The organism is Streptomyces sp. NPDC039480, assembly GCF_055597165.1.
Genome location: NZ_JBVITX010000020.1, coordinates 1 through 14,216, shown reverse-complemented (window position 1 = coordinate 14,216; position 14,216 = coordinate 1). Strand labels below are relative to the sequence as shown.

Genomic DNA, 14,216 nt, shown 5'->3' with positions numbered 1-14,216 from the left:
CCCCATGAAGGCCGCGGCCTGTTGTGCTTCTGCTGCGCCAACCCCAGGCGGCAGCACACCGGTTGACCGGCTCGCCCATGATTTCATGCCCGGCGCCGGTGCGGTGCGCGCACTGGGCGCACGGTGGTGCCCCTGGGGGCGCACAGGCGCTCCAGGGGCACCACATCGGCTGTCATGGGGCGGTCGTCAGCCGCCGAGGGCTCCGCCTCCGCCGCCCGTCTCCGCCTTGGCGACCATGGGGTCGGTGTTGAGGCGGATGACGCCGTAGTCGTAGGCGTGCCGTCGGTAGACGACGCTGGGCTCCTTGGTCTCGGAGTCGACGAACAGATAGAAGTCGTGTCCGACCAGTTCCATCTCGTAGAGCGCCTGGTCGAGTGACATGGGTGCCGCGACGTGCGTCTTCTCGCGGACCACGAGGGGACCTTCGCCCTGGATCTCCAGGGAGCCGATCTTCTTGACCGGTACGCCGTCCGGCTCTTCGTCGCGCGCGAGGGTGCCGTCTCCGTTGAGCGTCGCCGCGTCCGGGACGCGCTCGGCGACTTCGGCGGCCGAAAGCCTGCCGTTGCCGCGCCGGTTGTGGCGCTTCTCGTGCTGCTTGCGCAGGCTGGCGTCGAGCTTGGCCGTGGCCAGGTCCAGCGCCGCATACGGGTCGGCGGCCGAGGCCTCCGCGCGGATCACGGGTCCGCGCCCGCGGAGCGTGATCTCCACACGGTCGGAACGGTCGGCCTGACGCGGGTTGGTTTCCTTGGACACCTCGACGTCGAGGCTGATCACCTTGCCGTCGAGCTTCTGGATCTTGTCCAGCTTCAGCTTCTCGGCCACGTGCTTGCGGAACCGCTCGGGCACCTCGGTCTTGCGGCCCTTGACGACGATGTCCACGCAGAACTCCGTTCCCGGATCGCTCCGCTTCGGCGGCGGAGCATCTCCCTTTTGCACCAGACCCCGGTGACTCCCGGAGCCTCGGACTCGGTGACTTCCACCTCCTCCTCCCCCATGGGCAAGATCTCCACCCCACCGGTCCGGGTGATTGCAGAAAACCACGGACCGGCATTCCGATATGCGAGGGACGGCGTCCGCCATTCCTCACAACCGAACATATCTCGCCCGGACGGATGTCGTCACCCTCTACTGCGGCGTACCTCCATTCAGGTGTAACGACCCTCTCATCACCTGCAACGATGCAAGTTCGCGGTCAGTTCCGGTTTATTTCGAAAGAATCCGGCGACGCGGCGACAACGGCGGCGCCGACCGTGTTCTCGCAGCCCAATACCGACCTTCGTACAACCCCCGTTCCCGGTTCTCGTACGGCCTCCGCTCTCGCGTTCTCTTCCGTGCGTACGGCACGTAATGCGCGGGCGGCCTCCGCCAATGAGGCGCCGGTCGTCATCAGGTCGTCGACGACCACGATCCGGCCACCGCCCGCCAGCAGCCGGCCGCCCCCTGCGGTCACCGCAAGGGCGCCCGCCAGATTGGTCTGCCGCTGCCGGGAGTCGAGCCCCGACTGGTCGGCCACCGCACGCCGCTGCCGCAGCACCGCGAGCACCCGCGCCGGGATTCCCGCCCGCCGCAGCTCGCCCGCCGCGGCGAGGGCGATCCGCCGCACCGGGTCGTGCCCGCGGGCCCGCACAGCGGCCCGCGCCGAGGGCACAGGCACGAGTGACAACGGCATCACACGCCCCTGTGGACCATCCTGTCTGCCGCCTACCCACGATCGCGCCCCGCTATCACCGGCGCCCCGGCATTCGCCCCGCAGACCGTCACACACGGCCTCACGCCCGGAGCGGCCCGGCAGGCCTGCACACACAGCCTCGCCCCAGGACCAGCCCTGCGGACCGGCACACACGGCCTCGCCCCGGGACTCACCCCGCGGACCGGCACACACGGCTTCGCGCCCGGAATGGCCCGGCAGGCCTGCACACACGGCTTCGCGCCCGGAATGGCCCCGCAAGCCTGCACACACGGCCTCGCCCCGGGGGCCGGCACACATCGCTTCGCCCACGGAGTCGCGCCGCAGGCCTGCACACACGGCTTCGCCCCGGACACCGGCACACATCGCTTCGCCCAAGGAGCCGTGCCGCAGGCCTGCGCGCACAGCTTCGGCGAGCGCTGCCCCCAGTGGCGCGGCGAGCCCCAGGGCGCCCCGCTCCTTGTGTGCGAGCAGCACGGCCCGCACCGCGTCCTCGTACGCCGCGGCGGCGTACACCACGGGCAGCCCGGGCGGCTCAGGCTCGGGCCGCACCCGGCGCGGCCCGGCCCCGCACAGGGCGGCCCTGCACGCGTCGCAGAGCGCCGCCCGGGGCTCCCCGCAGCCTCCGCACTCGGCCGGCAGCACCAGGTCGGTGAGGTCCTGCCACCACCCCCGCATGCCCCCACTCTGCCAAGCCGCCCACCGCCCGGCCACCCCTGTGGACAACCCCCTGTGGACAACCGCCCGAGGGCGCACCAAGTCAGCCCGGATAGACCGGCGCCAGCCCTTCCTTCACGACCGTCTGCCACTGCGAACCCGTCGGCAGCCGCACGATCCCGTCGTCCGAGTGGGCCACCAGCGGCTGCCGCTCGTCCTCGGACGCCGCGATCTCCTTGACGCCGGTCAGACCGGGCAGCGCGGTGCCCGGCAGCACCGAGCCGTCGCACTGGACGTACCGGATCTGCTGCACGCCACCGGTCTCCCTGCCGACCACCACGAGACGGCTGCCACCCGCCCACGACATGGCCGTGACCTCTTCCATCCGCGGCGCCGCGGGGGTGGGGTCGAGGACCGAGATCTCAGGCCGCTCCCCCTTGCCGGTGCTTCGCTCGGCCCGGCCGATCCACAGGGACTGCTTGCCGTCCTTCTCGACGAGGAAGGCGATGCGCACGCCGTCGGCCGACACGCGCACCTCCTGGACGCGCCCGTCCAGCGCGGGCACCTCGACCTCGACCGGCTTGCCCGCGCCCTGCTCGAGCCAGAGCAGCCGCGGCCGCTTCGGATCACGGTCGGCCACCCACAGATTGCCCCTGCCGTCCCAACTGGGCGTCGAGAGGCGGTCCTCCTCCGACTTCGCCCTGCTGCGCAGCTGCGCCTTGCCGAGCGGGTCGTCCGAGAGCAGCGACCCCGTGTACAGCGACTTTCCGTCGAGGGACACTCCGGCCGCACGCTGCTCGTCGCGCGAGACCGCCGCCGAGCGCAGCGGCTGGTCGCCGGTGCCGAGGACACCCGTCACGGGCTCCGGGTCCGCCGCACTCCCGGAGTTGGCGGACATCCGGACCAGCCGGTGCTCCTCGTCGACGAAGTACTGGTAGTCGGGCCGGTCGGCGCTGCGGTGCGCCGCGACGGTCTCGGCACGCTCCTGGCTCAGCACACACAGCATCGAGCCGTTGGAACGCTGCAACGTCACCTGCTCGACCCCCGAAGGCGTCAAGTCCTGCAAGGTGAAGAGCAGTTGCGCCGCCATCTCCTTGCACCTGGACTGCCCGGCGCCGTCCGCCCGGCTGTTCAGCTGCACGGTCAGCCTGTTCTGGTCGTCCGGCGTCAGCGTCTTCTCGGGGTCCTTGAGCTCCGTACCGCTGGGGAAGCTCGAAAGCACCACCTGGCGCAGCCAGTTGGTCGGCCCCTTCAGCAGCGTCTTCACCGTCTGCGTCAGCGGGTCGATCCGCTGCCGGATGTAGACGGGGTCGGCGACGAGCCCCGTCCGGCCGCTCACGCCCGCCCCGGTGGGCCCGGCGAAGTAGTACTTGTTGACGGGCCGGTAGATCCGCTGGAAGTCCGATTCGCCGAGCACCACGCCGGGCGGCGGCTGGTCGATGCGCCACTCGTTCCCACCCGGGCCGCCGCTCTGGCTGAGGTGCACGGACTGGCTGTACGCCCCGTCCTCGGGCCGGTACGCGTGCTGTTCGTCCACCCTCGCGACCTGGTGCCCGGTCAGGGAGTAGCGGCGGCTGCCCTCGCCCTCGTTGCCCGCGTTGCCCGCGTCGGGGTTGGGCCCGTCGGCGAGCACCGTCGTGGACTCCTCCGGGTGCCACTCCCGCGACGCCTTCTTGGTCAGGTACTTGCGCGCCATCGCGAACTGCGGGTCATCACTGGTCAGCGCCTCCAGGAAGCCCTGGACGATCTCGATGGGCCGGGCGCCCTCGCGCGGCGGCAGCGCGTAGACCCGGACCTGCGACTGCGAGTCCGGACGCTGCGACGCGTCGACGGACTTCAGATTCCCGCTGTCCGGCATCGAGGCGCACCCGGCGAGGAGCGCGCCGCAGCTGCCCAGCAGCAGTCCGGTGCGCAGCGGCCGCCTGCGGCCCGCACGGCGGCCGCGCCCGTCGGGATCAGCGCCCACGCGTGTTCTCCTCTTCCCTGTCCGCCTGCCCGGCGCTGTCACCGCTCGGGCGACCGGAATCGCTCGCACCGCTGGACTCACGTACGTCACTCGGCCCGCTCGGGCCACTCGGGCCACCGGCGCCACCCACACCACTCGGGCCGCCCACACCACTCGCGTCACCGGCGCCACCCTGCGGCTCCTCGTCCGGCTGTCGGCGCGCCACGACCCGCGCTCCGCTACCGGGCAGCGCCGTCGGGTCCACGGGCCCGGTGTGCAGCAGCCGCGGCGCTATGGGCCCCTTCGCCGGCACGGGCGGCGGAACCCGCTCGGACGTCGCCGAGGACGACTGCCCGGACGCCTGCGCGGACGTCTGCCCGGACGACTGCGCGGGAACGGTGGCCAGCTTGCTGCCGCCCCCGAGGGGCAGCCCCGCGTCGTTGAGCCCGCGGTGGCGCCGCGAATCGTCGGGCTCCAGCGGTATCGGCGAACCCCGCAACGGCTCGTCCGCCGTCCTCGGCAACGTAAGCCTGAACTGCGAGCCCCCGCCCGGCTCACCCCACGCCTGCAACCAGCCGCCGTGCAGCCGCGCGTCCTCCAGGGCGATGGAGAGGCCGAGGCCCGTACCACCGGTGGTACGCGCGCGTGCCGGGTCCGCCCGCCAGAAACGGCTGAACACCCGGGTCGCCTCGCCCGGCTTGAGACCCACTCCGTAGTCCCGCACCGCGACGGCGACCGCGCCGCCCGCGGCGGCGAGCCGCACCACGACGTCCTTGCCCTCACCGTGCTCCACGGCGTTGACGACGAGATTGCGCAGCACCCGCTCCACCCGCCGCGCGTCGGCCTCGGCGACCACCGGCTGCTGGTCCCCGACGACGCGTATGTGCGTGCCCTTGCGCTCGGCGAGCGGCTCGGCCCCGCCGACGACTCTCCGCACGACCTCACGGAGATCTATCGCCTCGGCCTCCAGCGCGGCCGCCCCCGCGTCGAACCTGCTGATCTCCAGCAGATCCGCGAGCAGCGACTCGAACCGGTCCAGCTGGTCGGCGAGCAGCTCCGCCGACCGCGCGGTCACCGGATCGAAGTCCACCCGCGCCTCGTGAATGACGTCGGCGGCCATCCGTACCGTCGTCAACGGCGTACGCAGCTCGTGCGACACGTCGGACACGAACCGCCGCTGCATCCGTGACAGCTCCTCCAGCTGCTGGATCTTCAGCTGCAGGTTCTGCGCCATCTTGTTGAAGGCTTCACCGAGCCGGGCGATGTCGTCCTCTCCGGTGACCTTCATACGTTCCTGAAGGCGCCCGGCGGACAGCCGCTCGGCGATGCCCGCGGCCATGCGCACAGGCGTCACGACCTGGCGCACCACGAGCCAGGCGATGGCGCCGAGAAGCACCACGACGAAGAGCCCGGCGGTCGCGAGAGTCGTCCTGACCAGGTTCAGCGACTCCTCCTCCTGCGTCAGCGGGAAGAGGTAGTACAGCTGGTACGGATCGCCGTTGAGGTCGTTCAGCCGCTTGCCGATCACCAACGCGGACTGCGGCTCACGGCCGTCGTCGTACACGACCCGCGTATTGGCCTGGTAGACGCCGGTGCCGTCGTCGACCTGGCGGCGCAGCTCCTCGGGCACGCTCAGTATCGGCTCGACGCCGCCCGAGGCCCGCGACCCGCGCACGCTCCCGGAGTCGCCCGCGGAGGTGGGGCTCAGCGTCACCACGGCGAAGGCGTTCTGCCCACCGCTGGAGAGCTGTTCGACGAGGTCGGACATCCACACGGCGGCGTTACGCCCGTCAACCGTGCTGCCGTCCTGCCCCTGGCCCTGCCCGGTGCTCTGCCGCGCCGCGTTGACGCTGTCCTGCGCGGCGCGGAAGCCACCGTCGGCCTGGCTCTGCGACGCCTTGACCTTGGCCTTGAGCAGGCCGTTGTTCACGGAGCTCATGACGGCGAAGCCGAGCATGAGCACCACGCCGAGCGACATCAGCAGGGTCGTGACGACGACCTTCAGCTGGATGTTGCGCCGCCACAGCCGCACAGCGGGCAGCAGCGGACGGCGCACCCAGCGCACGAAGAGCCGGAGCACAGGACTGCCCTGCACCCCGCCCTGGAGCAGCAGCCCGCCGTCGGCGAGCCGCCCGAACCGGGACGCGCGACGCGCCGGGCCAGTCCGCCCCGAGCGAGCCCCCGGACCCCCGGGCGCCGAGGTGGAACTGTCCCGGGACACGTCAGCTCGGTCCGGCCTTGTAACCGACGCCACGGACGGTCACCACGATCTCCGGCCGCTCGGGATCCCGCTCGACCTTGGACCGCAGCCGCTGGACGTGCACGTTCACCAGACGGGTGTCCGCCGCGTGCCGGTAGCCCCAGACCTGCTCCAGGAGCACCTCACGCGTGAACACCTGCCACGGCTTGCGCGCCAGCGCGACCAGCAGGTCGAACTCCAGCGGCGTCAGCGCGATCGACTGCCCGTCCCGCTTCACGGAGTGCCCGGCCACGTCGATGACCAGGTCACCGATGGCCAGCTGCTCCGGCGCGGGCTCCTCCGACCTCCGCAGCCGCGCCCGGATCCGGGCCACGAGCTCCTTCGGCTTGAACGGCTTGACGATGTAGTCGTCGGCCCCGGACTCCAGGCCGACCACCACATCCACCGTGTCGCTCTTGGCCGTGAGCATGACGATCGGCACCCCGGACTCCGCCCTGATCAGGCGGCACACCTCGATGCCATCACGCCCCGGCAACATCAAATCGAGCAGTACAAGATCCGGCTTTGCCTCCCTGAAAGCGGCCAGCGCCTTGTCGCCATCAGCTACGAACGACGGCTCAAAACCTTCACCACGCAGCACAATCCCGAGCATCTCGGCCAGTGCGGTGTCGTCGTCGACGACAAGGACTCGTCCCTTCATGCCTGACATCATCCCATTAGCTAATCGTTACCTGGCGTGACCTGGCACACAGCTCGGCAAGGCCCTCTGCTGTCACAGGTGACAGAACGCCCTCTTCCGTGACGATCGCCGTCACCAACTCCGGCGGCGTCACGTCGAACGCGGGGTTGTACGCCTGGGTCCCCAGAGGTGCCACCGGAATCCCACCTCCCGCTTCCATCCCGACCACCGGCACATGCGGCGCCGTGACCTCCGTCACTTCATGCCCCGCCCGCTGCTCCACCTCGATGGACGCCCCGTCCGGAGTCTCCGGATCCACGGTCGTCACCGGCGCCACCACGATGAACGGCACATGGTGGTATCGAGCCAGCACGGCGAGCGGATAGCTCCCCACCTTGTTCGCCACCGAACCGTCGGCCGCGATCCGATCGGCACCGATCAGCACGGCGTCCACCTCACCCGCCGCGAACAGCGAACCCGCCGCACTGTCCGTGAGCAATGTGTACGCCATTCCGTTCCGCGCCGCCTCGTACGCGGTGAGCCTGGCCCCCTGCAGCAGCGGCCGCGTCTCGTCCACCCACAGCCTGCGCAGGCTGCCCTCCCGGTGCGCCTTGAGCGCCACCGCGAACGCCGTGCCCTCCCCTCCGGAGACCAGTGCCCCCGTGTTGCAGTGCGTCAGGATCCGGTGCCCGCCACCGGGCAGCAGCTCGTCGAGCAGCGCCAGGCCGTGCGCCGCCATCCTGGAGCTCGCCTCGGCGTCCTCGGCGTGCAGCGCCCGCGCCGCGTCGAGCGCGGCGGCCGCGGCCTGCCGGGCGTCGGCCCCGCCCGCGACCGCGGAACGGTACGCGGCCTGGGCCCGGCGCGCTCCGTACGCGAGGTTCACCGCGGTGGGCCGCGCCCCCGCCAGCGAGCCCGCCGCCTCGTCCACGTCGAAGCCCCGGGCGGCGGCCAGCGCGACGCCGTAGGCCCCCGCGATGCCCAGCAGGGGCGCCCCTCGTACCGCGAGCGTCCTGATCGCCTCCACCAGGGCAGGTGCGTCGGTGCACACCAGCTCGCTCTCCTCGCCCGGCAGCCGGGTCTGGTCGAGAACGACCAGTACGGGGCCTTCGGGTGGCTCGTCCCAGCGGATCGCGGGAACCCTGGAGATCTCGGTCGGCCGTATGTCCTCGCCGGATTGCGCGTACTGATCAGCCATCCGCCCAGTCTGCCCCGTGCCCGACGGACAATTGAAGGTGTACAGCCGCTACGGCGCCCGGTCACCTGGCGCCCGCACCGTGGCACGATGGCTGGCAACCTGCCGCCGCACCCGCGGACGGGCACCTTGAAGGAGCGACGATGAACGACACTCCGGGCTGGGCCTCGCCCGGATCTGCCCCCTCCGACGGACAGGACCCCGGCAAGCCGGACGCCGCCGAGCCCGCCGACGACGGCGGCCGGAGCGCCCCGTCCAAGTGGTCCAAGGAGCAGCCGCCGCCCGCCCAGTGGTCCCCGCCCAGCACCCCGGGCCCGGGCCACACTCCGCCTCCCCCGCCCCCGCCGCCCGGCCAGGGCGGCGGCTGGGGCTGGGGCGGGCCCCCCGGCGGCCCTGGTGGCCCCGGTGCTCCTGGCGGCCCCGGAGGCCCTGGCGGTCCCGGCGGCTACCGCGGCTGGGGAGCCTGGCAGGGCCCGCCGCCCGCCGCCAAGCCCGGCGTCATCCCGCTCCGCCCGCTCGGCGTCGGCGAGATCCTCGACGGCGCGGTGTCGACCATGCGCGCCCACTGGCGCACGGTCCTCGGCATCTCCCTGACCGTGGCCGTACTCACCGAGATCGTCGTCGTCCTCCTGCAGGGACTCGTCCTGAGCGAGTCCGTCGACACCGAAGCCCTCGACGACCCCAGCGCGACCGTCGGCGAACTGACCCGCGCCATGGGCGACACGATGCTGAGCTCCGGCGTGGTCCTCGCGATCACCCTGCTCGGCACGATCGTCGCGACCGCCCTGCTCACCATGGTCACCAGCCGCGCGGTGCTCGGTAAGTCGGTCACCGCCTCGGAGGCCTGGCAGGACTCCCGCCCCCAGCTGGCCAAGCTGTTCGGCCTGACCCTGCTCATCCCGCTCATCGGCGTCGCCATCGTCACCGCCGGCATCCTGCCGGGCCTGCTGATCGCGGTGGCCGGCTCGTCCGACGCCGGCGCCGGCCTCGCCGTGCTCGGCGGCCTCGGTGCGGGCGTCGTCGCCATCTGGGTCGTCGTCCGGCTCTCCCTCGCCTCCCCCGCGCTCATGCTGGAGAAGCAGGGCATCAAGAAGTCCCTGACCCGCTCCACCAAGCTGGTCCGCGGCTCCTGGTGGCGCGTCTTCGGCATCCAGCTGCTCGGCGCGATCATCGCGAACGTCGTGGCGTCGATCATCGTCATCCCGTTCACGTTCATCGCCGGGGCGGTCAGTGGCGAAGGCGTCACCGGCTTCCTCGACAGCACCGGCGAGCTGGGCTGGACGTTCCTGATCGTCAGCGGCGTCGGCTCGGTGATCGGCTCCATGCTGACGTTCCCGATCACGGCCGGGGTCACCGTCCTGCTCTACATCGACCAGCGGATCCGCCGCGAGGCCCTCGACCTCGAGCTCGCCCGCGCGGCCGGCCTCCCCGGTCACGGCCCGACCCCGACCGGCACACCGGGGAGCTGATGCGGTGACCGCGGCGGGGGCAGTACTCGGGGAGACCGTGCGCACCGGCGACGACCCGCCGGTGACGATCCCGCGCGACCCCGCACGGGAGGCGGCCGAACGCGAGCTGTCCAAGCCGATGTACCACGAGAACGACCCGAGCCTCTTCCAGCGCGCCCTGAATCGCTTCTGGGACTGGGTCGACGACCTGTTCTCCGCCGCCTCGGGGGCCACCCCGGGCGGCGGGTTCGGGCTCCTGGTCATCGTGCTGGCGGTCGTCCTCCTGATCGTCGCCCTGTGGTGGCGCCTCGGCACCCCGCGGCGCACCGCGACCTCCGCTCCGGCCCTCTTCGACGACCGCCCCCGCAGCGCCGCCGAACACCGCGCGGCGGCCGAGGCACACGCCGCCCGGGCCCACTGGAACGAAGCCGTACAGGAACGCATGCGCGCCGTCGTCCGCGCCCTGGAGGAACGCGCGCTCCTCGACCCGCGCCCCGGCCGCACCGCCGACGAAGCCGCGGCGGAAGCAGGCCGCACCCTCCCCGCCCACACCGACCGACTCCGCTCCGCCGCCCACGACTTCGACGACGTGACATACGGCGGCCGTACCGCCGACGAGCCCGCATACCTCCGCCTGGCCGAGCTCGACCGCGACCTGGGCACCACCAAGCCGACGCTGACCAGCACCGCCCACACCACACCGAGCAACAGCTCCCAGGGGGCCGCCGAATGACCGGCCCCACCCCCGCCACCGAACCGGCCCAGCCCGCTCCCCCTGCCACCCCGGAGCAGCGGCCACCCGACGCACCGCCCCCCGCGGCGGCTCCCACTTCGGTCTCCCCCACGCCCCGCCTGCTCTGGACCCGCTCCCGAGGCATCGTCCTCGCCCTGGTCGTCCTCCTCGCGGCGGCCGTCGTCATCGCCGCGGTCCGCTCCGGCGCCCAGCACGGCCGCCTCGACCCGCGCTCCGCCGACTCCCACGGCAGCCGGGCCCTCGCCGAACTCCTCGCCGACCGAGGCGTGTCCACCCGTGTGGTCACCAGCACCGAAGAGGCCCGGTCCGCGGCCGGTCCCGACACGACGCTCCTCGTGGCCAACCCCGACGTACTCACCGACCGTCAGCGGTCCCGCCTGCACGCGGCCACCGAGGACTCCGGCGGCCGCACCGTCCTCGTCGCCCCGGGCCCCCCGTCGCTCGACGCCCTCGCCCCCGGGGTCTCCGCGGCCCCGACGACCAGCACCGACTCGACGCTCTCCCCGAGCTGCGCTCTGCCCGAGGCCCGCCGTGCCGGCACCGCCGACATGGGCGGCATCCGCTACGACACTCTCGCTCCCGACGCCGAGGCCTGCTACCTCAGCGACGGCCTGCCCAGCCTTCTCCATCTCCCCGCCCCCCGTGGCAAGGGCGACACCGTCCTCCTCGGCGCCCCCGACATCCTCTACAACGACCGCCTCGACGAGCAGGGCAACGCATCACTCGCCCTGCAACTCCTCGGCTCCCGCCCGCACTTGGTCTGGTACCTCCCCTCCCTCTCCGACGACCAGGCAGCCACCGACTCCGAGCGCCGCGGCTTCTTCGACCTGATCCCCTCCGGCTGGCTCTGGGGCACCCTGCAACTCACCATCGCCGCCGCACTGGCCGCCCTGTGGCGTGCCCGCCGCCTCGGCCCCCTCGTCGCCGAACGCCTCCCCGTCGCCATCCGTGCCTCGGAAACCGTCGAAGGCCGTGCGCGCCTCTACCGCAAGGCGAACGCCCGCGACCGCGCGGCCGCAGCCCTGCGCACCGCCGCCCGAACCCGCCTCGCCCCCCTCGTCGGCGTATCCCCCGCCCAGGCCCACGCGCCCGAGTCCCTGATCCCCGCGCTGACCACCCGCCTTCACACCCCCGGCCACGACCCGCACCCCCTCCTCTTCGGGCCACCCCCCGGCAACGACGCAGCCCTCATCGCCCTCGCCGACCAACTCGACGCCCTCGAAAGAGAGGTACGCCACTCATGATGGACCCGACCACTGACAACGGGCCCACCGGAGCTCCCCGCGACGCCCGCGCTTCCCTGGAAGCCCTGCGCGCCGAGATCTCCAAGGCCGTGGTCGGCCAGGACTCCGCCGTCACCGGGCTCGTCGTCGCCCTGCTCTGCCGCGGCCACGTCCTGCTGGAAGGGGTCCCCGGGGTAGCGAAGACACTGCTCGTCCGTGCCCTCGCGTCGAGCCTCGAACTCGACACGAAGCGCGTGCAGTTCACGCCTGACCTGATGCCGAGCGACATCACGGGCTCTCTCGTCTACGACGCCCGCACCACCGAGTTCTCGTTCCAGCCAGGCCCGGTCTTCACGAACCTCCTCCTGGCCGACGAGATCAACCGGACCCCGCCCAAGACACAGTCCTCGCTCCTCGAAGCGATGGAAGAACGCCAGGTCACGGTCGACGGCACCGCGCGCCCGCTCCCCGAGCCCTTCCTCGTCGCGGCCACCCAGAACCCGGTCGAGTACGAAGGCACGTACCCGCTCCCCGAAGCCCAACTGGACCGCTTCCTCCTCAAACTGACGGTCCCTCTCCCGTCCCGCCAGGACGAGATCGACGTCCTCACCCGGCACGCGGACGGCTTCAACCCCCGCGACCTGCGCGCCGCCGGCGTGCGCCCCGTGGCGGGCGCCGCCGACCTGGAAGCCGCCCGGGCCGCCGTCGCGAAGACCTCCGTCTCCCCCGAGATCACCGCGTACGTCGTGGACGTCTGCCGCGCCACCCGCGAATCGCCGTCCCTCACCCTCGGCGTCTCCCCGCGAGGCGCCACGGCGCTGCTCTCCACCGCCCGCGCCTGGGCCTGGCTCACCGGCCGCGACTACGTCATCCCCGACGACGTGAAAGCCCTGGCCCTCCCCACCCTCCGCCACCGGATCCAACTCCGCCCGGAAGCCGAGATGGAGGGCGTCACCGCCGACTCCGTCATCAACGCGATCCTCGCCCACGTCCCGGTCCCCCGCTGATGGCCCTCACCGGACGCACCGCCCTCCTGGCGGCCCTGGGCACGCTCCCCGTCGGCCTGTGGGAACCCAGCTGGACGGGCGTCCTCGCCGTCAACGCCCCGCTGGCGCTGGCCTGCGCCTGCGACTTCGCCCTGGCCGCGCCCGTACGCCGCCTCGGCCTGACCCGCTCCGGCGCCACGTCCGTACGTCTCGGTGAGTCCGCCGATGTCGAGCTCACCGTCACGAACCCGTCCGGCCGCCCCTTGCGCGCCGAACTCCGCGACGCCTGGCCCCCGAGCAGCCAACAGCCCGGAACGGACGTCACCGCGTCCCGTCACCGACTCGCTGTCCCGGCCGGCGAGCGCCGCCGCCTGACGACCCGCCTGAGTCCCACCCGCCGGGGCGATCACCAGGCCGACCGCGTGACCATCCGCTCGTACGGCCCCCTCGGCCTCTTCACCCGCCAGGGCAGCCACAAGGTCCCCTGGACCCTGCGCGTCCTGCCGCCTTTCACCAGCCGGAAGCACCTCCCCGCCAAGCTGGCCCGCCTACGCGAGCTCGACGGCCGCACCAGCGTGCTCACGCGCGGCCAGGGCACCGAATTCGACAGCCTCCGCGACTACGTTCCCGGGGACGACACCCGCTCCATCGACTGGCGCGCCACCGCCCGCCAGTCCACCGTCGCCGTCCGCACCTGGCGCCCCGAACGCGACCGGCACATCCTTCTGGTCCTCGACACGGGCCGCACCTCGGCCGGCCGAGTGGGCGACGCCCCCCGCCTGGACGCCGCGATGGATGCGGCCCTGCTCCTCGCCGCCTTGGCCTCCCGCGCCGGCGACCGCGTGGACCTTCTCGCCTACGACCGTCGCGTACGTGCCCTGGTGCAAGGGCGCTCAGCAGGGGACGTCCTCCCCTCCCTGGTCAACGCTCTGGCCACCCTGGAGCCCGAACTCGTCGAAACAGATGCCCGAAGCCTCACTTCGACGGCCCTCCGTACGGCTCCCCGCAGTTCCCTGATCGTGCTGCTCACCAGCCTCGACACCGCCCCGATCGAAGAGGGCCTGCTCCCTGTACTTCCCCGCCTCACCCAGCGCCACAAGGTCCTGGTGGCCTCGGTGGCCGACCCGCACATCCAGGAAATGGCGACCGCCCGCGGCACAACAGAGGCGGTGTACGACGCCGCAGCAGCCGCCCAAGCCCAGTCGGAACGCCACCGCACAGCGGAACACCTCAGGCGCCGCGGCGTCACGGTCGTCGACGCCACACCTCATGACCTGGCCCCTGCTCTGGCAGATGCCTACCTCTCCCTCAAATCGGCCGGCCGCCTGTAAGCAGGCACCGTAGGCAGGCACCCTAAACGCAGAAAACCCCCGCACCATAAGGTGCGGGGGTTTCCCATTCAAAATTAGTTCGGCGGCGTCCTACTCTCCCACAGGGTCCCCCCT

Annotated in this window: 11 protein-coding genes; 5 read left to right on the top strand and 6 right to left on the bottom strand. The window is 72.3% G+C overall.

The genetic code is table 11. The features are described 5' to 3' along the window. Positions 1-186: 186 nt before the first annotated feature. From hpf to mtnA, 6 genes are all read right to left on the bottom strand, one after another. The gene (gene hpf / locus ACZ56E_RS39290) at positions 187-879 is read right to left on the bottom strand and encodes a ribosome hibernation-promoting factor, HPF/YfiA family (RefSeq protein ID WP_398298420.1); all 693 of its coding nucleotides are present in this window, start codon (positions 877-879) and stop codon (positions 187-189) included. A gap of 313 nt (positions 880-1,192) precedes the next feature. Further along, positions 1,193-1,987 (bottom strand): ComF family protein, encoded by a 795-nt coding sequence (locus tag ACZ56E_RS39285; RefSeq protein ID WP_471221836.1) that lies wholly within the window; start codon positions 1,985-1,987, stop codon positions 1,193-1,195. Positions 1,988-2,447: 460 nt separating this feature from the next. Further along, positions 2,448-4,310: an LpqB family beta-propeller domain-containing protein gene (locus ACZ56E_RS39280; protein ID WP_471221791.1), complete on the bottom strand. Its 1,863-nt coding sequence runs from the start codon at positions 4,308-4,310 to the stop codon at positions 2,448-2,450. Continuing rightward, positions 4,300-6,510, bottom strand: a complete 2,211-nt coding sequence (gene mtrB, locus ACZ56E_RS39275) for an MtrAB system histidine kinase MtrB (protein ID WP_471221790.1) — start codon at positions 6,508-6,510, stop codon at positions 4,300-4,302. Before mtrB ends, ACZ56E_RS39280 begins: the two co-directional genes overlap by 11 nt. 1 nt (position 6,511) lies before the next feature. After that, positions 6,512-7,201: a two-component system response regulator MtrA gene (gene mtrA, locus ACZ56E_RS39270; protein WP_189176211.1), complete on the bottom strand. Its 690-nt coding sequence runs from the start codon at positions 7,199-7,201 to the stop codon at positions 6,512-6,514. Between the two features lie 4 nt (positions 7,202-7,205). Next, positions 7,206-8,363, bottom strand: a complete 1,158-nt coding sequence (gene mtnA, locus ACZ56E_RS39265; protein WP_468601756.1) for an S-methyl-5-thioribose-1-phosphate isomerase — start codon at positions 8,361-8,363, stop codon at positions 7,206-7,208. A gap of 140 nt (positions 8,364-8,503) precedes the next feature. Here mtnA and ACZ56E_RS39260 point away from each other — a divergent pair, with 140 nt between their 5' ends. The 5 genes from ACZ56E_RS39260 to ACZ56E_RS39240 are packed head-to-tail and all read left to right on the top strand — an operon-like array spanning position 8,504 to position 14,102. After that, positions 8,504-9,829: a DUF7847 domain-containing protein gene (locus ACZ56E_RS39260; protein ID WP_471221789.1), complete on the top strand. Its 1,326-nt coding sequence runs from the start codon at positions 8,504-8,506 to the stop codon at positions 9,827-9,829. Between the two features lie 4 nt (positions 9,830-9,833). Further along, entirely contained in the window at positions 9,834-10,541 is a 708-nt protein-coding gene (locus ACZ56E_RS39255; RefSeq protein WP_471221788.1) for a DUF4129 domain-containing protein, read from the top strand. Continuing rightward, entirely contained in the window at positions 10,538-11,806 is a 1,269-nt protein-coding gene (locus ACZ56E_RS39250; RefSeq protein ID WP_471221787.1) for a DUF4350 domain-containing protein, read from the top strand. The genes ACZ56E_RS39255 and ACZ56E_RS39250 overlap by 4 nt, the downstream gene beginning before the upstream one ends. Next, on the top strand, positions 11,806-12,792 hold the full coding sequence (locus ACZ56E_RS39245) for an AAA family ATPase (protein ID WP_471221835.1): 987 nt from the start codon (positions 11,806-11,808) through the stop codon (positions 12,790-12,792). Before ACZ56E_RS39250 ends, ACZ56E_RS39245 begins: the two co-directional genes overlap by 1 nt. After that, complete coding sequence (locus ACZ56E_RS39240; protein ID WP_471221786.1) at positions 12,792-14,102, top strand: DUF58 domain-containing protein; 1,311 nt, start codon at positions 12,792-12,794, stop codon at positions 14,100-14,102. Before ACZ56E_RS39245 ends, ACZ56E_RS39240 begins: the two co-directional genes overlap by 1 nt. Positions 14,103-14,216: the final 114 nt, after the last annotated feature.